General features: G+C 44.5%; 18 protein-coding genes. All 18 read left to right on the forward strand.

Features of this window, described 5'->3' with window-relative positions:
* Positions 1-429: 429 nt before the first annotated feature.
* Complete coding sequence (ltrA, locus tag BSEL_RS09225) at positions 430-1746, forward strand: group II intron reverse transcriptase/maturase (protein WP_232970449.1); 1317 nt, start codon at positions 430-432, stop codon at positions 1744-1746.
* A gap of 281 nt (positions 1747-2027) precedes the next feature.
* A complete protein-coding gene (locus BSEL_RS09230; RefSeq protein ID WP_013172732.1) occupies positions 2028-4460 on the forward strand; it encodes a DNA translocase FtsK in 2433 nt (810 codons plus the stop codon).
* Positions 4461-4559: 99 nt separating this feature from the next.
* On the forward strand, positions 4560-5285 hold the full coding sequence (locus BSEL_RS09235) for a GntR family transcriptional regulator (protein WP_041581862.1): 726 nt from the start codon (positions 4560-4562) through the stop codon (positions 5283-5285).
* 100 nt (positions 5286-5385) lie between these two features.
* Complete coding sequence (gene yfmF, locus BSEL_RS09240; RefSeq protein WP_013172734.1) at positions 5386-6672, forward strand: EF-P 5-aminopentanol modification-associated protein YfmF; 1287 nt, start codon at positions 5386-5388, stop codon at positions 6670-6672.
* Positions 6672-7970, forward strand: coding sequence for an EF-P 5-aminopentanol modification-associated protein YfmH (yfmH, locus tag BSEL_RS09245; protein ID WP_013172735.1), 1299 nt, complete (start codon positions 6672-6674; stop codon positions 7968-7970). Before yfmF ends, yfmH begins: the two co-directional genes overlap by 1 nt.
* On the forward strand, positions 7967-8686 hold the full coding sequence (gene ymfI / locus BSEL_RS09250; protein WP_013172736.1) for an elongation factor P 5-aminopentanone reductase: 720 nt from the start codon (positions 7967-7969) through the stop codon (positions 8684-8686). Before yfmH ends, ymfI begins: the two co-directional genes overlap by 4 nt.
* 133 nt (positions 8687-8819) lie before the next feature.
* Positions 8820-9593: a DUF3388 domain-containing protein gene (locus BSEL_RS09255; protein WP_013172737.1), complete on the forward strand. Its 774-nt coding sequence runs from the start codon at positions 8820-8822 to the stop codon at positions 9591-9593.
* A gap of 16 nt (positions 9594-9609) precedes the next feature.
* Positions 9610-10518 carry a helix-turn-helix domain-containing protein gene (locus tag BSEL_RS09260; protein ID WP_041581865.1) on the forward strand — a complete coding sequence of 303 codons (909 nt, stop codon included), beginning with the start codon at positions 9610-9612 and terminating at the stop codon, positions 10516-10518.
* A gap of 228 nt (positions 10519-10746) precedes the next feature.
* Entirely contained in the window at positions 10747-11325 is a 579-nt protein-coding gene (pgsA, locus tag BSEL_RS09265) for a CDP-diacylglycerol--glycerol-3-phosphate 3-phosphatidyltransferase (RefSeq protein ID WP_013172739.1), read from the forward strand.
* A gap of 25 nt (positions 11326-11350) precedes the next feature.
* Entirely contained in the window at positions 11351-12589 is a 1239-nt protein-coding gene (locus BSEL_RS09270) for a competence/damage-inducible protein A (RefSeq protein WP_013172740.1), read from the forward strand.
* Between the two features lie 24 nt (positions 12590-12613).
* Complete coding sequence (locus BSEL_RS09275) at positions 12614-14200, forward strand: DEAD/DEAH box helicase (protein ID WP_013172741.1); 1587 nt, start codon at positions 12614-12616, stop codon at positions 14198-14200.
* A gap of 151 nt (positions 14201-14351) precedes the next feature.
* Entirely contained in the window at positions 14352-15410 is a 1059-nt protein-coding gene (recA, locus tag BSEL_RS09280) for a recombinase RecA (RefSeq protein WP_013172742.1), read from the forward strand.
* 513 nt (positions 15411-15923) lie between these two features.
* The gene (rny, locus tag BSEL_RS09285) at positions 15924-17486 is read left to right on the forward strand and encodes a ribonuclease Y (protein ID WP_013172743.1); all 1563 of its coding nucleotides are present in this window, start codon (positions 15924-15926) and stop codon (positions 17484-17486) included.
* A gap of 66 nt (positions 17487-17552) precedes the next feature.
* A complete protein-coding gene (locus BSEL_RS09290) occupies positions 17553-18347 on the forward strand; it encodes a TIGR00282 family metallophosphoesterase (RefSeq protein WP_013172744.1) in 795 nt (264 codons plus the stop codon).
* Between the two features lie 129 nt (positions 18348-18476).
* Positions 18477-18737: a stage V sporulation protein S gene (locus BSEL_RS09295; RefSeq protein ID WP_013172745.1), complete on the forward strand. Its 261-nt coding sequence runs from the start codon at positions 18477-18479 to the stop codon at positions 18735-18737.
* A gap of 186 nt (positions 18738-18923) precedes the next feature.
* Positions 18924-20462 (forward strand): hypothetical protein, encoded by a 1539-nt coding sequence (locus BSEL_RS09300; protein WP_013172746.1) that lies wholly within the window; start codon positions 18924-18926, stop codon positions 20460-20462.
* A 316-nt stretch (positions 20463-20778) separates the two neighbouring features.
* Positions 20779-22533 (forward strand): 2-oxoacid:acceptor oxidoreductase subunit alpha, encoded by a 1755-nt coding sequence (locus BSEL_RS09305; protein WP_013172747.1) that lies wholly within the window; start codon positions 20779-20781, stop codon positions 22531-22533.
* Positions 22520-23386: a 2-oxoacid:ferredoxin oxidoreductase subunit beta gene (locus BSEL_RS09310; RefSeq protein WP_013172748.1), complete on the forward strand. Its 867-nt coding sequence runs from the start codon at positions 22520-22522 to the stop codon at positions 23384-23386. Before BSEL_RS09305 ends, BSEL_RS09310 begins: the two co-directional genes overlap by 14 nt.
* The last annotated feature ends 168 nt before the right edge of the window (positions 23387-23554 follow it).

Genomic DNA, 23554 nt, shown 5'->3' on the forward strand with positions numbered 1-23554 from the left:
CTAGTCAATGGCAAGGGTGTCCACCGTGAGGTGGAATCTGAAGGAAGCCGGCGACAAACTCCTGTACCGAGGAACACGAACCATATCAGGCACAAATGGGGCGGATGAGTCTGCTATACAAGATAAAGTCCAATACTGCCCGAACCCCACAGTGTAAATATGGCGGCGATAGGACGAAGGAGACAGTGCTTACCCCGGGAGGTCTTACGAGGGTTCCCGACAAGAAGGATGGAAGATCCTACAGGAACAAGGAATTCAGAGATGGATTCCTGAATCGTAAGAAGTCAGCCGAGGTCATAGTAATCCCATGGGGATGAAGGACCGAACAATAAGCGTCTTTGAGACAAATGAAATTGACAGGATTGCTTTAATCACAGAAAACGTCTCCGGACGGCTATCTGCAGAGGGATACGCTGGAAGCGGAAGAGTATGCAGAAGCGTGTAGCAATCTGGCAACGAAAGGAGTCGAAAAGCGGTATGCAATTAATTGACAGAGTGGTCTGTCCGGATAACCTGAATTTGGCGATGAACCGGGTGATTTCCAATAAAGGAAACCCCGGGGTCGACGGGATGACCGTTGACCAACTTGAAGCACATGTTCACCAATATGCGAAACCATTGATAGCCAAAATCCAAAAAGGGACATATCAACCTTTGCCCGTAAAACGGGTAGAGATTCCGAAAGAGAATGGAAAGAAACGCAAATTGGGGATACCGGCAGTCCGGGACCGTATGGTCCAGCAAGCGATTTTTCAAGTTATTGACCCGATAATAGATCCGCACTTCTCTCCAAACAGTTATGGGTTCAGACCGGGTAAAAATGCCAAACAAGCGATTAAACAAGCCGCAAAATATTATGATGAAGGATTCAAAATGGTCGTGGATATCGATCTGAAAAGTTATTTTGATACGATTCCCCATCAAAAGCTGATGAACTATCTTGAACAATATATTCAGGATCCGATCATCTTGAAACTGATCTGGAAGTTTCTTAAAAGCGGGATTATGATAGGGGACAACTGGGAATCTTCAAGAAACGGTGCACCGCAAGGTGGCAACTTATCACCGATTCTCAGCAATGTTTACCTACATGAACTGGATAAGGAATTGGAAAGAAGAGGCCACCGTTTCGTCAGATATGCAGATGACTTTTGCATCTACGTTAAAAGGCGCAGAGCTGCGGAGCGTGTGCTCCTTAACACAACAACTTTCCTCGAGGGAACACTTAAACTGAGTGTGAACCAAGAGAAAAGTGCTATAGGATCACCAACGAAACGAAAGTTTCTGGGGTTTTGCATTCACAAAAGTAATAATGAAACCAGGTGCAGACCTCACCACGCCTCCAAGGCGAAGTTCAAAGCCAAACTGAAATATCTGACGAGAAGAAACCAGGCGAACTCCTTCGATTACATTATTCTTAAGATTAACCAGGTGACAACCGGCTGGATCAACTACTATGGCATCAGTTACATGAAATCCTTTATCAACAGCATTAAGCAATGGTTACACCATCGGCTGAGGCAACTGATCTGGAAACAGTGGAAGAAAATTAAAACGAGATACAAGAATTTGATGAAGTATGGCATTGAAACCGAAGAAGCTTGGAAAATGGCAAACACTCGCAAAGGCTATTGGCGTGCCTCCAAGAACGAGACACTGCACAAAGCCATCAAAATAGAAAAGCTCGCAGGGTGGGGACTCAAAGACATGAGTCAACTCTACGAGCATGCATACTCAACTTATTGAACCGCCGTATACGGGTCCGTACGTACGGTGGTGTGAGAGGTCGGGGCTGTGAAGCCCCTCCTACTCGATTGAACCGCCAAACCTTCGAACGGAACAGGATAAAAAATAAGATTTTGTGAAGGTTGCCAAATTCAAAGACATACATTTTATGTTATGATAGTGTTGTCATTCATGCTTTCTGAAGAGGTGCAGACAGATTGCAGATAGTCTGAAGACAAGAGCCGGCCGCTAATCCGGCAACTACATAATTGAAAACGACCATTGAAGAAGGAGGTGTGAATATGTCAACAGGTAAGAAGCCTGCTTCAGGAGGAAAAAAAAGTCCTGCATCCGGAAAGAAATCTGTGAATCAGCCTAAAGCAGAAAAACCGGGATGGATCAGAGAACTGAGGTTTGAACTGTCAGGAATGTTTATGATCGTTATTGGCATAATCGCACTGTTTGAACTTGGACTTGTTGGCAGATGGATTGATTTATTTTTCCGGTTCCTGGCCGGGAACTGGAAAATGCTTTTTATCCTGACGTTTATCGGATTTGCACTGTATGTGATGATAAAGCGCCAACTGCCACCTCTGTGGAACAGGAAACTGTTAGGTTATTATCTGCTTTTGATTTCGATTCTCTTAATCAGTCACGGGCGCGCTTATGCCGCTTGGCAAAGTCAGACAGCACCAATGGAAGGCGGTATTCTCGGAGAAACCTGGGGCTTGTTAACCGGTAGCCCATCAGCTGCAGCATCGGCAGCCGATACAGCGGGAGGCGGAATGACTGGTGCCTTACTTTTTTCCGCAACCCATGCGCTGTTTTCCACAGCAGGAACTTACGTATTCGCTGGAGGTTTAATGATTGCAGCGGTCGTGTTTTTAACAGGAAAAACATTTATCGAGATATTGCAGCATGAAGACGGGCCTAAAGCATGGCTGCAGGCTGCGGGCAGACAGACAAAGCGAAGTATGACATCCATCATCAAACGACTGAAGGACAGAAAACTTCGAAAACAGACGCCGGACGATCAAGCTAAGGGGACAGAAGTTGAAGAGGAACCTGAAATACTTGATTTCACAGAACGTGTGTCAGGCAGTCAATCGAATGTCGTTGCAGAAATTCACGATGAAACGCCTGAAGCGGAAATATCAGAGGAAGAACATTCATCAGACAAGAAGCCGGAAGAAGAAACCGAGCAAGATCTTGAAACGGTGTCTGACGATAAGGCCCATCTTGTAGTCAGGGAATCGGAGAATAAAGAATACTTGCTTCCTCCTCTTGATTTGTTGAAATCCGGTGGGAAACCAAACCAGTCGAAAGAACATTCGATGTTGTCAAAAAATGCACGTAAACTGGAAGAAACCCTTGAAAGCTTCGGTGTTAAGGCGAAAGTGACCAAAGTTCACCTAGGTCCTTCTGTTACGAAATATGAAGTCTATCCGGATAAAGGGGTAAAGGTCAGTAAGATCGTCAATTTAACGGATGACCTGGCACTTGCCCTTGCAGCGAAAGATATCCGGATGGAAGCGCCGATTCCCGGCAAATCTGCAATCGGTATTGAGGTTCCGAATCAGGAAGTATCCCTCGTTACTTTGCGTGAAGTACTGGATGCAGGGTTGGCTCAGGACAAAGGCAACCCCTTGTCCATCGGACTTGGCAGAGATATTTCAGGCAGTGCCATACTTGCAGAGCTTAATAAGATGCCCCATCTTCTTGTAGCCGGTGCAACCGGCAGCGGTAAAAGTGTCTGTATAAACGGAATTATTGTCAGTATACTTTTGCGTGCAAAGCCGCATGAGGTCAAGATGATGATGATCGACCCGAAAATGGTTGAACTGAATGTGTATAATGGTATTCCTCACCTTCTGGCTCCGGTTGTGACAGAACCTAAAAAGGCTGCGCAGGCACTTAAGAAAGTGGTAAGCGAAATGGAGCGGCGTTATGAACTGTTTGCAGCATCCGGAACCCGTAATCTTGAAGGCTATAACGACTACATTCGAAAAGAGAACATGAAACGGGATGAAGCAGAGGCTTATGCGCCACTGCCTTATATCGTAGTGATTGTTGATGAATTGGCAGATCTGATGATGGTTGCATCTTCGGAAGTGGAAGACGCGATTACCAGACTGGCCCAAATGGCGAGAGCAGCAGGAATTCATTTGATCATTGCAACTCAGCGGCCATCTGTGGATGTCATTACAGGCGTAATCAAAGCAAACATCCCATCAAGAATCGCTTTTGGCGTGTCGAGTTCCACAGATTCGAGAACCATTCTTGATGGAAATGGGGCAGAAAAACTTCTTGGCAAAGGGGATATGCTTTTTGTGCCGGTTGGTGCATCAAAGCCGACCCGGATCCAGGGGGCATTTTTGTCCGATGATGAAGTGGAACGTATCGTGTCACACTGTATTGAGCAGCAAAAAGCGCAGTATGCTGAAGAAATGATCCCGGCAGAGGTGGAAGACAAAAAACCAACCGGTGAAGCGGAAGATGACCTCTATCCTGATGCAGTTGCACTGGTCACGGATATGCAATCTGCTTCAGTCTCGATGCTTCAGCGGCGCTTCAGAGTCGGGTATGCAAGGGCGGCCAGACTGATTGATGAGATGGAAGTCAGAGGCGTGGTGGGACCTTACGAGGGCAGCAAGCCGCGGGAAGTCCTTGTGAGTAAACCGTCTGAGGAGTCAGAACACTCGTCTGACCATGGAATTAATGGCACAAAAGAGTAGTGACTAAAGCGTATTCATGTTACATTGAATGAAGAAAATATCTGTTAGATGTCTGATCAGTCACCGTAACTGGTCAGAAAACGTGCAGCGGGAGGAAATGTGATGATTCGATCTGATCAAAGACCATTATATTTGCAAGTGATTGACCGGATAAAAGAGGATATTGACAAAGGGGTTTATGTAACAGGTGAACGGCTTCCTTCTGAATTTCAACTGTCCAAGAAACTGGGAGTCAGCCGGGCAACACTCCGAGAAGCGCTCCGGATGCTTGAAGACGAAAATGTAATTGTAAGAAGGCACGGTGTAGGGACATTTATTAACGCCAAGCCCCTTTTCTCATCCGGTATTGAAGAATTGTTCAGTGTCACAGATATGATTCGGCGGGGGAAAAAGAAGCCGGGGACTAATTTTTTGTCAACGACGGTTCAAAAAGCGTCTGAAGAAGACCAGCGCCGGTTTCTCGATGATCATTTGAATGAACTTGCGGTGATTGAGCGCGTTCGTACTGCAGATGGCGAGCCGGTTGTCTATTGCCTGGATAAAGTGCCAAGTAATCATCTGCCAGACAACATGAATCAGGAAGTCCAGTCCATCTTTGTTCAGCTTGAGCAGTCAGGTACGTCGATTGCCTATGCGATGACGCAAATTGAACCCATCGGATACCATGAAAAAGTCTCTGATATTCTGGATTGTGAACCGGAAACGGCTCTGCTTGTCCTCAAACAGATGCACTACAATGATCAGGACCAGCCGGTGCTTTATTCCATCAACTATTTCAGGGCAGATAAGTTTAAATTCCATGTGCTCAGAAAGCGCGTTTTTTAACTGTACACAAAACCGTGACCCGCTCGTCTGAACTGCTCAGGAGCGGGTTGATTTGTAAAGGTGAGTCAGAAATAAGAGCTGAAGCGGAGGACTGCTAACGATGATGGAACTTGATGAACAGCTATTTTACACGGAAAAAATGAAAGTGCATTTCATGCCGACGAAGACGTATAAGACTAATACATTTATTCTTCAGGCCCGTGCACCACTTAAAGCAACAGATGCTTCGAAACGCGCTTTGCTTGCTGAAGTGCTTCAGGACGGGACGGTTTCCAAGCCGGACCGAATCGCTTTTCGATCAGCACTCGAGGAGCTTTACGGCACCGCAACGGCTGTGGATGTCTATAAAAAAGGTGAACACCATATTATTTCATTTCGACTGGATGTACCGAATGAGAAATTTCTCAAAGATGCGCCGCCACTTACAGAAAGTGCCGTATCTTTGTTCAGTGAGATGATCTTTGCTCCGAAACGGGAAGCTAATGATGATTTAAATCATGCCGCTGTGGATGAAGAAAAAAGGGCATTAAAACAGAAAATAGCCAGTATTTACGATGATAAAATGCGCTATGCCAACAAAAGACTGATTGAAGAAATGTGCGCGACAGAAGATTTTTCCACACATGTATATGGTTCTTTGGAGTCGGTGGAAGAGACGGACGTATCGAGCCTTACGGCATACTATGATCAATGGCTTGAAAATGATCAGCTCGACTTATATGTATCCGGAGATATGACGTTTGACGAGGTGAAGGGACTTTGTGATCTCTTTTTCAACAGTGAACGAATACAGGGCGAACAGGTACCTGCAATCCCGAAAAACTCTGGCGTTCCTAATACAGTTCGCGAAATCACCGAAGAACAGGATATCCAGCAAGGGAAACTCCATATCGGTTTTCGAACGGGAATTACCTACGGGGATGATGATTATTTCGCACTGCTGATGATGAATGGTATTTTGGGTGGATTCTCACACTCGAAACTCTTTATTAATGTGCGTGAAAAAGAAAGCCTTGCATATTATGCTGCAAGTCAGCTTGAGAACATTAAGGGGCTGATGATTGTGGTGGCAGGGATTCAATCAGATATGGTCGAGAAGACGAAAACGATTATTTTCGAACAGCTTGAAAGCATCAGAGCTGGAGAGATCTCTGAAGAAGAGATGGCACAAACTCGCTCTGTTCTTAAGAACCGCTGGCTCGAAACACTTGATTCCCAGCGTGGGCGCATTGAACTTGCTTATAACAACGAGTTCACGGATTCCCCGAAAGCTTTGGATACCTGGTTTACAGAGCTTGATCACGTATCAAAAGCGGATATTATTCGGGTTGCAGAGAAGATTAAGCTCGATACGGTGTATTTTTTAAAAGGGAAGGTGGAAGAATAATGCAGACGATCAGATTTGAACAGCTGGATGAAACGCTTTATAAAGAGACCCTCCCAAACGGGCTGGAAGTGTTCATTCTTCCTAAACCCGGCTTCCGTAAAACATTTGCCACGTTTACTGCCAAATATGGTTCGATGGACCGCTCCTTTACCCCGATCGGTCAGAAAGACCCCATGACCGTCCCTGACGGGATCGCACATTTTCTTGAGCATAAGATGTTTGAAGATGAAGATGGGGATGTGTTTCAGGTTTTCAGTAAGCAGGGCGCTTCTGCAAATGCCTTTACGAGCTTCACGCGGACCGCGTATTTGTTTTCAAGCACATCAATGGTTAACGAAAATGTAGAGACGCTCCTCGATTTTGTACAAAAACCGTATTTCACTTCAGAATCAGTTGAAAAGGAAAAAGGGATCATAGGTCAGGAAATTCGGATGTATGAAGATAATCCGGATTGGAGAAATTTCTTTGGTCTCCTAAAAGCGATGTATCAGAAGCATCCGGTCGCCATCGATATTGCAGGAACCGTTGAATCCATTGATGAAATTACGGCAGACCTTCTTTACAGTTGCTATGAAACATTTTATCATCCCGCGAATATGGCTTTATTCATTGTCGGGAATGTTGATCAGAATGAAATGATGACACTTGTCAGAAATAATCAGAACAACAAGTCCTTTGACCGATTGGAGAAAACACCGAGAAATCTGTTTACTGAAGAGCCTGCAGAAGTCAATCAAAAAACAGTTACCGTTGAAATGCCTGTTCAGACTGGCAAAGTCCTTTTGGGAATTAAAGATCATCGACAAGAATTATTTGGTCAGGATCTCCTGAAGTACGAGCTGGCCATGGAGATCGTGATGGATTTGCTTTTCGGTCAGAGCAGTGAAAATTATTCCAAACTGTACCGGCAGGGTCTGATTGATGACAGCTTCGGATATGATTTTACACACGAAGAAGGATTTGGTTTTTCTGTCGTCGGGGGAGATTCTGAAAAGCCGGAAGTACTGGCTGAAACGTTAAAGAGCATGCTGAAAGAGGCATTGGAAAAAGGTCTTGATGAAACTTCTTTTGAACGGATCCGTAAACAAAAATTGGGACAGTTTCTCCGGTCATTAAATTCCCCTGAATTTATCGCCAATCAATTTACACGCTATCATTTTTTGGGTATCGATCTCTTTGAAGGGGTTCCTGCTTTGGAATCGCTCCGTTTTCAAGAAGTGGAAGATATCATGAAAGACCACATGGATCTTGAAAACCGTTTGGCAGTCTGTTTCGTGTTGCCGGAGAAAGAAAGATGATTTCATCTGCATGGATCACAGGTGCGAGCGGGGGAATCGGGCTTGCAATCGCCGAATCCCTCGCTGTTGAAGGTGCGGACCTTGTTTTGCAGTACCGGCAGAACGCTGAACCGCTCAAAGATCTTCAACTTCGCTATCCGGATCAATCCATTGAACTGATTCAGGCGGATTTCAGAGACGTTCATACCAGTCTTGAAGCCTTTCGCGGCTTACCGGCTCCAAAGGCAGTTATACACTGTTCAGGTTATGATTTTCCGGGCTTGTTTCAGGATGAGACACTGCTAAGTATACAAAATCAGGTGAACGCAGATCTTATCGTTCCCATGATGCTCACAAGACAGGTTGTCACGGAAATGATTAACAATAAAAATGGCGTTATTTTATTCATCACTTCAATATGGGGACAGACAGGTTCAGCGATGGAAGTTCTCTACTCAACGGTCAAGTCAGGCCAGCATGGCTTAATACGGGCACTCAGTGACGAACTCGCCCCTTCAGGTATCCGCGTTAACGGGATTGCACCTGGTTTTGTTGATACACCAATGGTCCAGGGATATTCGGATGAAGAAAAGCAATCCATTCTGGATGAAATCCCGGCCGGGCGGTTTGGGAGTCCTGAAGATGTGGCACGCACGGTCTGTTTTCTTCTTGATGATGCATCTTCATACATAAACGGCCAAATTATCGGGCTCAATGGCGGTTGGTACAGAGGCTGATGAATCATACAATCGTGTGAACTTTTGTGATATTGGGATTTTCCTTTAATTCGGCTGAAAAATACATTATCATTATAAGTAACGAAAAGATGCGAATAACGACCAAAATACAGATGAGAAAGAGAGGGAGCGTATGGAAGCTAAAGAATGGTATTTGGAATACCATATAAATCAGAACCGCCCTGGTCTTTTAGGTGATGTGGCGTCTTTACTTGGGATGCTGAAGATTAACATCATAACGATCAACGGTGTGGAGAATTCAAATCGCGGTATGCTGATCAAAACGAAAAGTGACGAATCGATTCAGCGACTGCGTTATATTTTGAACACCATGGATGTTATTACCCTTCATAAGCTTAGGGAACCAAAGCTTAGGGATCGCTTGGCTGTCAGACACGGCCGCTATATCGTCCGCGACCGTGATGAGAAAAAAGTATTCAGGTTTGTCAGGGATGAGCTGGGTGTGCTTGTCGACTTCATGGCGGAACTGTTTATGAAAGATGGTCACAGGCTTGTCGGGATCCGTGGTATGCCGAGAGTGGGGAAAACAGAGTCCATTGTTGCAGCGAGTGTCTGTGCAAACAAACGGTGGTCATTTCTGTCATCCACATTACTTCGGCAAACGATCCGAAGCCAGTTGGCAGATGATGAGATGAGCGAGGATAATATTTATATTATCGATGGCATTGTCTCGACGATGAGAGCAAGTGAACGGCACAGGATGCTGGTGGCTGAAATGATGCGTCTCCCATCGACTAAAGTGGTAGAGCATCCGGATATTTTTGTCCGTGAAACAGAATATACGCTCGATGATTTTGATTATATAATCGAACTGAGAAGTGATGAGAACGAAGAGATCACCTATGAACAGGTGGAATCAGGCTTTTCGTCATTTGATATCAGTTAGATGGCAGGTGTTTGAATTGTCTGAATTAGGTGTACGTCTACAAAATGCCAGAATAGAAAAAGGAATATCTCTCGACGAATTACAGCAGAAGACGAAAATTCAAAAACGTTACCTCGAGGCGATTGAAAACGGGGATTTCTCCAAGATGCCAGGAGACTTTTATGCCCGTGCCTTTGTAAAAAGCTATTGTGAAGCCGTCGGTCTTTCGGTTGACCAGGTGTTTGAAGAGCATGCGGGTGAACTGCCTAAAGCCAAAAAAGAAAGCGGAGATCTTCCTCCAAGGATCGACCGTCCCAAGTCGAGGCCTGTTAAACAGCGTTCTGCTTTCTCAAGGCTCTTGCCATCATTGATCGTCCTGCTGTTTCTGATTGGGATTGTCAGTACGCTTTGGTTCACAAATCTGGGCGACAGTTCGGATAATGATTCTTCAACAAGAGAAGAGCAGCAGTCCCAGCCTTCGGTGGATATTACCGATGATCTGAATGAAGACAATGATGAAGAAGACACGGGAGAAACTGAGGAACCTGATAACAGTATTTCAAATGGAAACAATACTGAAGAAACCGACGCCAGCGAAGAAGAGTCTCAAGAAGAAGAGATCATTGATCCATCTCTTGAGTTTGTTGAATTAAATGATGCCGGTCAATATGTATATTCGTTGTCGGATGCAGATTCTTTTGACCTGGAGATGATTTTCTCAGGCGGGAGCTGGATTCAGATTAACGATGATTCGGGGACGGTCCACACTGATACTCATGGAGATGGAGATGAAATTTCCTTTGATTTCACAGGAGAATCAGAAATTCTGATCCGTTTGGGTTTTATTCACACGGCTGAAATTCTTGTCAATGATATCCCCCTCGAATACCAAAGCGACAACGATGTGCAGAATATATTGATCTTGCACGAGGACTCTGTATCCTGAAGAACGGTCTATGACCGTTCTTTTCATTGTTTTCTCTAAATTGATCATGATATTGTATGTCGGAGTTTATGTTTCTGTTACCATGAGTGACACTTAGGCACCTATGCATGACGGGCACATGCAGTAACTTTCTAAACAAACTGTTTTTATTTGAAATTCCAAATGCTATTTAATGTACGAAGATGGTACAATATGTGAATAAAGATATATAGAAAAGGGGGGACATTCGTGAATATACCAAATCAAATTACGATATCACGAATTGTTTTAATTCCGATCTTCATGGTCTTTTTGCTTGCACCGTTTGACTTTGGCTCATGGGCGATTCTTGGGGCAGACATTCCGGTTCATCATTTTATTGCCGCTGTAATCTTTATTATTGCGGCTGCGACTGACTGGCTTGACGGTTATTATGCAAGGAAATACGAACTGGTTACAAACATGGGCAAATTCCTGGATCCTTTGGCGGATAAATTGCTTATCACAGCAGCCTTTGTATCACTGGTTGGCCTTGAACTGTTTCCTGCGTGGGCTGCGGTTGTGATTCTGACAAGAGAGTTTGCCGTTACTGGACTCCGGCTTGTTGCCTCGGGTGAAGGCGAGGTCATTGCTGCGAGTCAGTGGGGTAAATGGAAAACGGTCAGCCAAATTGTTTGCATCGCTGCGATTTTGTTGCATAATGTCGGTTTTGCATTAGTCGGACTGCCGTTTGATACACTGATGATTGTTCTGGCAGTTGGACTTACGCTGTATTCCGGGTTTGATTACTTTATGAAAAATACACATGTCCTGAAATCGGAACAATAAACGTATACATGGAGGTGCGATCCGAATGAACGCAGAGATTGTAGCGATTGGCTCCGAGTTATTGCTCGGACAAATTGTGAACAGCAATGCATCACACATTTCCAAGGAACTATCTTATCTCGGGATCGACGTTTATCATCACGTCGCTGTCGGGGATAATCCGGACAGACTCCGTGATGTACTCAAGCAGGCAGCAGCCCGTTCTGATCTCGTGATCTGTACAGGCGGATTGGGGCCGACAAAGGATGATCTGACGAAGGAAATACTCGCGGGCCTTACCGGCCGGGATCTTGTATACGACGAGGAGACGGAACAGAATATTATCGATTATTATCAAAAGTGGAACCGGGTCATGCCTGAGAATAACCGAAAGCAGGCAATGGTTATCAAAGGTTCTGAAATCCTTCCGAATCATCATGGCTTATCCTGCGGAATGGTTGTTCCAGTTGGGAAAAGTCAAGTCATGCTCTTACCAGGACCGCCCAACGAACTGATCCCGATGTTCCGCGATTTTGCACTTCCGTATTTGAAAACGATGTTGAATGTAACCGAGGAGATTGAATCACGAGTATTGCGTTTTTTTGATATAGGCGAATCCATGCTTGCTGAAAAGCTTGATGATTTGTTTGAAGCGCAAACGAATCCGACGATGGCACCACTTGCGAGCATGGGCGAAGTCATGCTCAGGTTAACGGTTAAAGGTGAAGACACTGAAAAAAACCGGGCTGCCTTGGACGAGCTTCAGGACACGATTCTTGATCGGATTGGCGATTATTTCATCGGTATCGGTGAAACCCCGCTTGTAAGGCAGGTTGTTGAACTTTTACAAAGTCGTAAAAAAACCGTCACTGCAGCGGAAAGCCTTACAGGGGGGCTGTTTTCTTCGGCATTAACTTCTGTTCAGGGAGTATCTTCTGTTTTTCCCGGCTCGATAGTGTGTTATAGTAATCAAGTGAAGGAAACGGTCTTGTCAGTCCCTGAAGAACTGATACAGTCCGAGGGTGTTGTGAGTGAAGCATGCGCCCGGAAACTGGCCGAGAACAGCAGAAGACTGTTTAATACCGATATCGCCATCAGTTTTACAGGAGTTGCGGGTCCTGATGAACTTGAAGGTCATCCCCCGGGAACCGTATTCATCAGCATTACCGATGGAAAGCGGGATGAGGTGCATCGTCTTCAGCTGGCAGGCAGTCGAGAGAATATTCAGGACCGAACGGTGAAATATGGCTGTTTCTATTTGCGAACATTTTTGTTAAATGAATAGAAGAAAAAGGATGGATGGAAAAGAATGATGACGTTTGAAGAGTTTAATATTTCAAAGAGTTTAATGCGAGCAATCAAGGAAATGGGATTTGAAGCCCCGTCTCCAATTCAGGAAAAAGTTATTCCGACAATTTTAGAAGGAAACGACTTGATCGGACAAGCACAGACAGGTACCGGTAAGACAGCAGCTTTCGGGATTCCGATTCTTGAAAAGCTGAAACGGACGAAAAATGTGCAAGCGATTATTTTAACACCAACGCGCGAACTTGCGATTCAGGTTGCAGGTGAGATTCAGAAGCTCTCCAAGTTTCAGAAAGTGCAGACGTTGCCCGTTTACGGCGGACAGTCGATCGGTCAGCAAATCAAGCAGCTGAAACGAGGCGTAGATATCGTTGTTGGTACACCAGGGCGAGTTCTGGATCATGTCAATCGAAAGACATTGGATCTCAGTAAAATTCATACCTTCGTTCTCGACGAAGCAGATGAAATGCTCGATATGGGATTCATCGAAGATATCGAGAAAATCATACAGGTTTCATCGGAAGAGCGTCAAACGCTTTTATTCTCCGCGACGATGCCTCCGCCAATTCGTAAGCTGTCCAATAAATACATGAACAGCCCGGAGCAGGTGACCATCAGTAAAAGTGAGGTAACAGCTCCTTCGATTAATCAGGTATATTATAAAGTGCTTGAGAAAAATAAACTCGATTCACTGTGCCGTCTCATTGACAGTGAGAATACAGATCTCGGGATCATCTTCTGCCGTACGAAGAAAGGTGTTTCTGAACTCGCTGAAGCACTTCAGGCGCGGGGATATCGTGCCGATGGCCTGCACGGTGATTTGACACAATCCCAGCGTGATTCAGTCATGAAAAAATTCCGTGATTCTTCAATCGATTTTCTGATTGCAACTGACGTTGCTGCACGCGGCATTGACGTACAAAATGTGACTCACGTTGTAAACTATGACATTCCTCAGGACCCTGAGAGTTATGTTCACCGTATTGGCCGAACTGGTCGAGCCGGACGAGAGGGTATTGCGTTGACGCTTGTGACTCCTCGTGAGATGAAACATCTCCGTTCGATTGAAAACGAAATAAAAATGAAGATACCTTCCCAAAACCTTCCTTCTGTTGAAGAAGTGATTGAAAAGCAACAGGATGTTTGGAAGAGTCAGGTTATTGATATGATTGAAAATGATGATGAAGGGGTCAGTCATTACGACGCAATTGTTACAGACCTTTTGGATCACTATCAGCCTGAAAAAGTCGTTACGGCTCTCATGAAGCTTGCTTTTTACAGTCATGACGAGAAGATCAGTAAAGAGACCTATAATTTCGGTGAAACAGGAGCCCAAAAAGGCATGACCCGTTTCTTTATCAATGTTGGACGGAATGTTGACATGACGCCGAAAAAGCTGGTTGATGAAGTGGCTAAACTTGTTGGGATCAGCCCGAAAGCGATTGGAAAAATTGATATTTTTGAGAACTTCACGTTCATTGAGGTGCCTGAAGAAGTCGCACCGTTCGTTTATGAAGGCTTAAAGTATCAGCGTGTCAGTGGCGCGAAAATCAATTTGGAACCTGCGAAACCAAGACCGAAACGAAAATAAACATTTTGCGAAAAATCCACCTTTTCTTTGACAAGGGGGATTTTTCGCATTATAATTAAATTCGAACGAACGTTTGTGCGAAAATATGTGTGTATTATACTGAAAATCGGGAGGACGCGTCTCCCTTTTCAGAAAAAAAGGAGAGAATTGCATGTCAGATCGTAAACAGGCCCTTGATATGGCCTTAAAACAGATTGAGAAACAGTTCGGAAAAGGATCGATTATGAAATTGGGAGAGCAGGCGGAACAACGCGTCTCCACAATATCTTCAGGCGTCCTTGCATTGGATATTGCCCTGGGTGTAGGGGGATATCCCCGAGGACGTGTCATTGAAGTATACGGTCCTGAATCATCAGGTAAAACAACCGTTGCCCTTCATGCGATCGCAGAAGTTCAGCGAAATGGCGGCACAGCTGCATTCATAGACGCTGAGCATGCACTTGATCCGAAATATGCGCAGGCACTCGGAGTTGATATCGATAATTTACTCCTCTCGCAACCGGACACGGGTGAACAGGCACTTGAAATTGCAGAAGCACTTGTCCGAAGTGGCGCAGTTGATATGATTGTTGTTGACTCCGTAGCTGCCTTGGTACCGAAAGCGGAGATTGAAGGTGAAATGGGTGATTCTCACGTAGGGCTTCAGGCGCGTCTTATGTCTCAGGCGCTTCGGAAATTGTCCGGGGCTGTAAGTAAATCGAAGACAATCGCTATGTTTATCAATCAGATTCGTGAGAAAGTCGGTGTCATGTTCGGAAATCCGGAAACGACACCTGGCGGACGTGCACTGAAATTTTATTCTTCAGTCCGCCTTGAAGTCCGTCGAGCTGAAACCCTTAAGCAGGGAAATGATATGATCGGGAATAAAACAAAATTGAAAGTTGTAAAGAATAAAGTGGCACCGCCGTTTAAGACGGCTGAAGTGGACATTATGTACGGAGAAGGAATCTCTCGTGAAGGATCGATTCTTGATATTGCATCTGATCTTGATATTGTCCAAAAGAGTGGTGCATGGTATTCCTATGATGGTGACCGAATGGGTCAGGGGCGTGAAAATGCAAAGCAATTTCTCAAAGAAAATGATGAAGTTTCAAGTGAGATTGACCGGAAGATCCGAGAACACCACGGACTTTTGGATGTTCAGGACGTTCCTGCCCCGGCGGAGGATGAAGCTCTTGAGGGGGAAGATGTACCGCTTGATCTGAAATGATGATGCGGGTTTTCGAATGATAGACTGGGCCGGATGATGCGAAATGCATCATCCGGCTTTCTTCGTACGATAGTAATGCTTAACTCCGTTAAAAGATGATCGTATAAGTGCAACTAAGGCTTTCACCATTGAGGCTTGTCGAGAAGCCAGGTTTTCTTTATACATGGCATGACTGCGTGCGAATCTTATGGAATGATATTTGTTCTAGGTGAAAGATCAGAAACAGGCAGATCCTTGTCGAGACATCTGAGATTGAATATGTGAGAAATCGTAATAGACGAAAGGAATCTTGGCAGTGCTTTTTACAATCGAAAACTGCGGTCAAATCCGCTTCGTCCTTCTTCTTACAGTGCTTGACAATATGTGAAATGAGGCATACAATTAACGAGTATACTGAACGTTTTGACATGAGCTCTGTGTCATAACGACCAGTACGATGCATCACTGTGTTAATGACAAATGTGTAATGAAAAGAAACAAAAATCAGTAATAGCATGAGGAGGTGAATCAGTCTTGGACTTGATCTTACAAATCCTCGTTTTGCTATTCGTGGCATTAATTGGTATCCTAATCGGTTATTTCGTTCGAAAATCTTTAGCGGAAGCGAAGATTTCCAGTGCTGAAGCGCTCGCAAGGCAAACGGTAGAAGATGCAAAGCGCGAAGCGGAAGCAAGCAAAAAAGAAGCGGTGCTGGAAGCGAAAGATGAAGCGCACAAACTTCGCATGGAAGCTGAAAAAGAAGTGCGTGACCGTCGTAATGAAATGTCGAAACAGGAGAACCGCCTCCTTCAGAAGGAAGAAGTGTTGGATCGAAAAAGTGAAACGCTTGATAAAAAAGAAGAATCTCTTGAATCGAGAGAGGAGAATCTATCGAAGCGTCAGCATGAAATCGACGAACTGAATAGCAAAGTCGAGGAACTCGTAAACAAACAACAAGAAGAACTTGAACGAATCTCAGGCTTTTCGAAAGACGAAGCGCGTGATATCATCATGGAAACTGTTGAGAAGGAACTCGTTCATGAAAAAGCGGTGCTCATTAAGGATTCTGTCACAAAAGCGAAGGAAGAAGCAGATAAAAAAGCGAAAGAGATTTTATCCACTTCCATTCAACGATGTGCAGCAGACCATGTCGCAGAAACAACGGTTTCCGTTGTCAATCTGCCAAACGATGAGATGAAAGGCCGGATTATTGGACGTGAAGGTCGTAATATCAGGGCTTTGGAAACATTGACCGGAATCGATTTGATAATTGATGATACACCAGAAGCGGTTATCCTCTCCGGATTTGATCCGATCAGACGTGAAATCGCGAAAACGACCCTTGAACGACTCGTACAGGATGGACGAATTCACCCTGCTCGCATTGAAGAAACTGTCGAAAAAGCAAGACGGGAAGTAGACGAGTTAATTCGTGAGTATGGTGAACAGACAACATTTGAAATGGGTATTCACAATCTGCATCCGGACCTGATCAAAATTCTCGGACGACTGAAGTTCCGCACCAGCTATGGTCAAAATGTGCTGAAGCATTCAATGGAAGTGGCACATTTGAGTGCTATGATGGCTGCAGAATTAGGTGAAGATGAGACATTGGCGAAACGTGCCGGTTTGCTTCATGATTTGGGTAAAGCGATTGATCATGAAGTTGAAGGCAGCCATGTTGAAATTGGTGTTGAGCTTGCAACGAAGTACAAAGAACACCCTGTCGTCATTAACAGCATTGCATCCCACCATGGAGATACAGAAGCAACATCTGTTATCGCTACACTGGTGGCGGCTGCAGACGCATTATCTGCGGCTCGACCAGGAGCAAGAAGAGAAACACTTGAGACTTACATTAAACGTCTTGAAAAGCTTGAAGAGATTTCAGAATCCTTTGAGGGTGTTGAAAAAACATATGCCATTCAGGCAGGACGGGAAGTCCGGATCATGGTTAAACCGGATTTCATTACAGATGAAGATTCTTACCGTCTCGCAAGGGATATCACGAAAAAAATTGAAGATCAACTCGACTACCCTGGCCACATTAAGGTAACGGTTATACGTGAAACCAGAGCAGTTGAGTATGCGAAATAAAGTGGTTTATACCACTTTATTTCTTTTTTCGAGTAAATTTAATGCCACAGAAAGGGTTTTCCAGTGATGAAAATGCTGTTTATTGGTGATGTAGTTGGCTCACCAGGAAGAAGTGTACTGAAAGAGTATCTGCCCAAACTGAAAAGTAAATTCAGGCCGGATGTTACAATTGTAAATGCGGAGAATGCTGCATCCGGAAAAGGTTTGACGAAAAAAGTGTATCATGAGCTGATCACAGCAGGGGCTGATATCTTAACGATGGGTAACCATATGTGGGGCAAAAAAGAAATATTCGACTTTATTGATGACGTGATGAATATCGCCCGTCCAATCAACTTTCCTGATGATAATCCCGGTAAGGGAATTGTGACAGGAAAGTATAACGGTAAGAGCATTGCCGTTATCAATGCCCAAGGTCGGACATTTATGCAACCTTCAGACTGCCCTTTTGAAAAACTGGATGGTGTTATTGATGATCTGAGCAAGGATTACAAGCATATTTTTGTGGATTTTCATGCTGAAGCGACAAGTGAAAAACTCGCAATGAGCTGGTTTCTTGATGGCAGGGTCACTGCAGTCGCGGGTACCCATACCCATGTTCCGACTGCTGACGAACGAATTCTCCCCGGAGGAACAGCGCACATAACTGACACAGGCATGACAGGACCTTATGACGGGATTCTCGGGGTTGACCGTGAGGCTGTGATCGGACGCTTTCAGACGGGACTCCCAACAAGGTTTGAGGTGACGAAGGGTCGCACCCAGCTGAATGGGCTGTTTATCGAATCCGATCCGCTTACAGGAAAAGCACAGACGATCAAACGTATTCAGATTAGTGAAGATCATCCTTTCTTTGACTAAAGAGTAAATTATGCGAACCGGATTAAAATGGGGTTTTATTCCTCTTCAAAAAAGGAACAGATGTAGAAAAGAAACTTATTCCTTTCACAAACTAAATTATAGTAATTAAACTCACGAGGAGGAACAGACATGGAAGTATTAAAAGTTTCGGCTAAATCCAACCCCAATTCAGTAGCTGGTGCTCTTGCAGGCGTGATTCGCGAACGCGGTTCTGCAGAAATTCAGGCAATTGGAGCAGGTGCACTGAATCAGTCGGTCAAAGCTGTTGCCATTGCAAGAGGATTTGTTGCACCAAGTGGCCTTGATCTTGTTTGTGTACCGGCTTTTACTGATATTGAAATTGATGGTGAAGAACGAACTGCCATTAAGCTGATCGTAGAACCGAGATAACGTAAAGGTGATGCTGCCCGGCATATAAGACCGGGTGGCTTTTTTTATTTGAGCCGGTCAGTTTGATGATTGTTCACAAAACGGTCAAATCCCGAAAAGAGGTTTGGAAATCCCTTTAAATGATATTTACTTTTCAAAGATTATCGCGTATTCTTAGATAGGATTTTCAAAACTGGGAGGCATATTATGGAAGAAGTAATGAATCAATTTGCAAGTTTGCAATTATTAAATCAATTTTGGATCTCACTGTTTTTAATCATTCCGATGGTGTTGATCAGCCGGACCGTTGTGGCAGGTACACGATATTCGCCAATTCTGATTATTGTAATTTTCGGCCTTTCTATGGGATTCATTCTTGTGGAAACGGGCGTATCTGAGCCTGGATTGCCAGATTTTCCAATGATTAACCTGATTGCAGCTACTACGATTATCGCACTTGTCGTCACTTTTTTCGTTGGTGGACAGGAATTACGCAAGATTTTTTCGAATAAAGAATTGAAAATGGACGAAATGGTTACTCCATCCATGGAAGAGGCGGTTCTGGGAACGAATCGTACACAGCTAGTAATGATTATCCGGTCTTTTTTTCTCCTGATCGGTCTAGAGGGTTTGTTTCGCGTACTCGTTGGAAGCGGATTGAGCAGCTTAAGTGATGTGTATGCACTGATTGCCTATATAGGGCTTGTGGGTGCGGTTATTTTTATTGACAACAAGGCTACGATCACGAATAAGTCCCTCTACATACGTAAAGGTCTGATCGAGATGGTTATGATTGTTGTGGTACTCTTCATCGCATTTCATGTGGCGATGTGGATTGAACCGACGGTGGCATTGCCTCAAATCTTTTTTGCCATGTTGATTTCAGCAGCAATCGGTGCGATTTTTTATAATTGGTCATATGGACCAACCATTAAAGCGCTTCTTTTCGCCGGAATTCCAGTCGTCCTTGCCGGGAACTTCATGGTCGGTGGATCAAGAATATCGGATGCTTTTGAAATTGATGGCATGAACGCTGTATTAGCCTATGGCTTTTTCGGTCAGTTATTCTGGATGTTTGGCGGAATTGCATTGCTGATTTTCTTTGCAAAAACAAATCATGTGAGAAATCTCGCTCCTGGTATGGCCGGGGCTTTATCACACTCAGGTTTGACGGGTGCCTGTACAGCAGGTGACCTCGGAAACCAGGCTGCAAAGCGAGCACCGATCATGATTAATATCCCGTTCTTCGGTCATGTTTTCGTCTTCTCTGTATTGGCTATCAGCGCAGAGCAGGGCTCCCTGATGTTACTGCCTGCAGCCTTGATTGTTATTACAGGTGTTGGATTGACGATTTTAGCACTTCGCAATTTGGGTAAGGCAAAGGGGCAGGACAACGTCGAGGTGAAGGCCCTGATGCAGTTTTCCTTCGGCTGGCAGCTTGTAGCTGTCTTCGGCGGACTTGTTCTTCTCAGCATGAGTGCGATGCCTTTTGACTACGGCGGTATGGCGCAGGCATCAGCCATTTCACACTTTGGTTTATTTGCCGCAATTCAGGAAGGGATGCTTGGAGCAGAGGCAGCAGCATTGATTCCATTTATCTTTTCAATGCCTTTCCTCGTTCATCCGGTCGTATTTTTCATGTTTGGTAAAGCGATGAAAAATGATGGATTAATGCCGATCAGGACCGTTTACACACTGGCTGCTATCGGGATTATCGGTGTCTTGACTGCGGTATTCATTTTTTAATCACTATTTTGACACAGCTTGATTTTTCAAGCTGTGTTTTCTTTTCTCTTCTTTCACAAAATCCCCGTCATTTCAATCATGTAAGCGCTAAATGAAAGAATATTCGATCTTATAAAAGTGTGAAAGTTATGTTACAATATAGTTGTGTTTAATTGATAACGTGCACAAATGCACAGGGGTGCATTTTGCACATATTATTGTGAGGTGTTCGATCGATTTGATTTCATCTCGTTTCATCCAAGCATTACATATCTAAGGATTGTATTTCAAAATCTAAGCCGTTGATGTGTGCGGCAAATGACAAGGGGTGTCTTTCATGATTAATCAACTTTCCTGGAAAGTTGGGGGTCAGCAAGGTGAAGGTATCGAAAGTACAGGTGAAATTTTTTCCATGGCATTAAATCGCAAAGGTTATTACCTTTACGGGTACCGCCATTTTTCTTCTAGAATTAAGGGGGGGCATACGAATAATAAAATTCGTGTGAGTACGTATAATATCAATTCAATTTCCGATGATCTGGATATTCTTGTTGCATTTGATCAGGAAACCATTGATGTAAACCATCATGAGCTTGTGGATGGCGGCGTTATTTTGGCGGACAGTAAATTTGGTCCGAAGCTGCCTGAAGGGTGTAATGGCCATTTATATCCGGTTCCATTTACCGAAATAGCATCTGAACTCGGCACCTCTCTTATGAAAAACATGGTTGCTGTAGGTGCATCCGGAGCGCTGCTCGGATTGAAATCAGATATTTTCTATTCAGTCGTAGAACAGATTTTTGCAAAAAAAGGGTCTTCTGTTGTTGAAAAGAACATGGAAGCGATCCGAGCCGGGATGAAGTACTTTGAAGATTCGCGTGACGCGAGTCTTGGTGATTATACACTTGAAGAAGCAGATGGTGAGAATCGCCTGTTTATGATCGGGAACGATGCCATTGCTCTCGGTTCACTTGCCGGTGGCGCTAGATTTATGCCGGCCTATCCGATCACCCCGGCTTCAGAAATCATGGAGTACTTAATCAAAAAGCTTCCTGAGTATGGCGGAACCGTCATTCAGACGGAGGATGAAATTGCTGCCTGTACCATGGCAATCGGTGCAAACTATGCGGGTGTCCGTACATTGACCGCCTCTTCGGGACCGGGTCTCTCGCTGATGATGGAGGCGATTGGACTCAGCGGGATTACAGAAGTACCGCTTGTGATTGTGGATACACAGCGCGGTGGACCTTCTACAGGCCTTCCGACAAAGCAGGAACAGTCTGATGTACTTGCGATGATCCACGGCACACACGGGGAGATTCCTAAAGTGGTCATGGCACCATCGAGTGTTGAAGAGGGTTTCTATGATGCGGTTGAGGCGTTCAATATCGCTGAAGAATATCAGGTGCCAGTTATTTTGATGACGGATCTTGCTTTGTCACTGGGTAAGCAGACCGTTGACCCGCTTGATTATGACCGTATTGAAATTCGTCGTGGTAAACTGATCAACGAGGAATTGCCTGAACTTGAAAACGGTCAGTATTATCACCGTTATGAAGTAACGGAAGACGGCGTTTCGCCACGTCCGATTCCTGGTATGAAAAATGGCTTGCATCACGTTACGGGTGTTGAACATAACGAACAAGGCAAACCTTCTGAAAGTCCTGAAAACAGACAGGCTCAAATGGACAAGCGTCTTCGTAAATTAAATACTCTGAAAGACACATTCCATGAGCCGATCAAAAAGTATGAGAATCACGATGAGGCAGATCTTCTTGTTATCGGCATTAACTCAACGAGAGGGACGATCCAGGAAATGATTCCGCGTCTTGAAGCAGACGGGATCAAAGTGAATCAGGCGCAGCTCAGACTTCTTCATCCATTCCCATCAGAAGAATTACAGGAAATGATCGATAAAGTAAAGAAAGTCGTTGTTATTGAAAATAATGCAACAGGTCAGATCCGCCAGCTTGTAAAACTGAATACAAATGCCGGCGAGGTGCAGTCAATTCTAAAATATGACGGAAATCCGTTTTTGCCTGCAGAGTTACACAATAAATGTAAGGAGCTGTTCAGCTATGGCAACGTTTAAAGACTTCAGAAATAATGTAAAGCCAAACTGGTGTCCAGGTTGCGGAGATTTCTCCGTCCAGGCAGCGATACAGAGAGCTGCAGCAAATGTAGGCATCGTTCCTGAGGAGCTTGCAGTTGTATCTGGTATCGGGTGTTCAGGGCGGATTTCCGGTTATATTAACTCATACGGACTCCACGGCATTCACGGCCGGTCGTTACCGATTGCACAGGGTGTGAAGATGGCAAACCGTGATTTGACGGTGATCGCTTCCGGTGGTGACGGTGATGGATTTGCAATCGGCATGGGTCATACCGTGCACGCTATTCGCAGAAATATTGATGTGACTTATATCGTGATGGATAACCAGATTTACGGTTTGACGAAAGGGCAGACTTCGCCAAGAAGTGCGATGGGATTCAAAACAAAAAGTACCCCGGCAGGGTCAATTGAAACATCACTCAGTGTCATGGAACTGGCACTGACGGCTGGTGCAACATTTGTGGCCCAAAGTTTCTCCAGTGATCTTAAAGAATTGACATCGCTCATTGAAAAAGGGATTGAACATAAAGGGTTCTCATTGATCAATGTGTTCAGCCCGTGTGTAACATTTAACAAAATCAATACCTACGATTGGTTTAAAGAAAATCTTGTTTCTCTTGGAACCATCGAAGACTATAACCCTAATAATCGTATCAGTGCCATGAATACTCTGATGGAGCATAACGGGCTTGTAACAGGATTGATCTACCAGGATCTTGAGAAGCCATCCTATGAAAATCTTGTACATGGTTTCAAAGAAGAGGGTCTTTCAAAGCAAAATATTGAACTTGAACAAGATCAGTTTGAAGATCTCGTTGCAGAATTTAAATAAACGATTTAAGGGATTGAAAAGATACCCGGCCGCTATGAGAGCGGTCGGGTGTTTTAGTTTGAAACACGCTCGATTAGGCCGTTAATCAAGCATTTTTGAGTAAGCATCACTGTATACAAAGAAAATGTTCAATAATTTTCACTCGGAAATCAAATGTCCACTGAGTGT

This window comes from [Bacillus] selenitireducens MLS10 (assembly GCF_000093085.1).
GTDB classification, from domain to species: Bacteria; Bacillota; Bacilli; order Bacillales; family Salisediminibacteriaceae; genus Salisediminibacterium; species Salisediminibacterium selenitireducens.

Coding starts and splice junctions, on each gene's coding strand:
- BSEL_RS09270 (WP_013172740.1), top strand. CDS start 11,351: ATGAACGCAGAGATTGTAGCGATTGGCTCCGAGTTATTGCTCGGACAA.
- BSEL_RS09310 (WP_013172748.1), top strand. CDS start 22,520: ATGGCAACGTTTAAAGACTTCAGAAATAATGTAAAGCCAAACTGGTGT.
- BSEL_RS09295 (WP_013172745.1), top strand. CDS start 18,477: ATGGAAGTATTAAAAGTTTCGGCTAAATCCAACCCCAATTCAGTAGCT.
- BSEL_RS09230 (WP_013172732.1), top strand. CDS start 2,028: ATGTCAACAGGTAAGAAGCCTGCTTCAGGAGGAAAAAAAAGTCCTGCA.
- yfmH (WP_013172735.1), top strand. CDS start 6,672: ATGCAGACGATCAGATTTGAACAGCTGGATGAAACGCTTTATAAAGAG.
- BSEL_RS09275 (WP_013172741.1), top strand. CDS start 12,614: ATGATGACGTTTGAAGAGTTTAATATTTCAAAGAGTTTAATGCGAGCA.
- recA (WP_013172742.1), top strand. CDS start 14,352: ATGTCAGATCGTAAACAGGCCCTTGATATGGCCTTAAAACAGATTGAG.
- BSEL_RS09290 (WP_013172744.1), top strand. CDS start 17,553: ATGAAAATGCTGTTTATTGGTGATGTAGTTGGCTCACCAGGAAGAAGT.
- ltrA (WP_232970449.1), top strand. CDS start 430: ATGCAGAAGCGTGTAGCAATCTGGCAACGAAAGGAGTCGAAAAGCGGT.
- BSEL_RS09300 (WP_013172746.1), top strand. CDS start 18,924: ATGGAAGAAGTAATGAATCAATTTGCAAGTTTGCAATTATTAAATCAA.
- BSEL_RS09305 (WP_013172747.1), top strand. CDS start 20,779: ATGATTAATCAACTTTCCTGGAAAGTTGGGGGTCAGCAAGGTGAAGGT.
- BSEL_RS09255 (WP_013172737.1), top strand. CDS start 8,820: ATGGAAGCTAAAGAATGGTATTTGGAATACCATATAAATCAGAACCGC.
- yfmF (WP_013172734.1), top strand. CDS start 5,386: ATGATGGAACTTGATGAACAGCTATTTTACACGGAAAAAATGAAAGTG.
- ymfI (WP_013172736.1), top strand. CDS start 7,967: ATGATTTCATCTGCATGGATCACAGGTGCGAGCGGGGGAATCGGGCTT.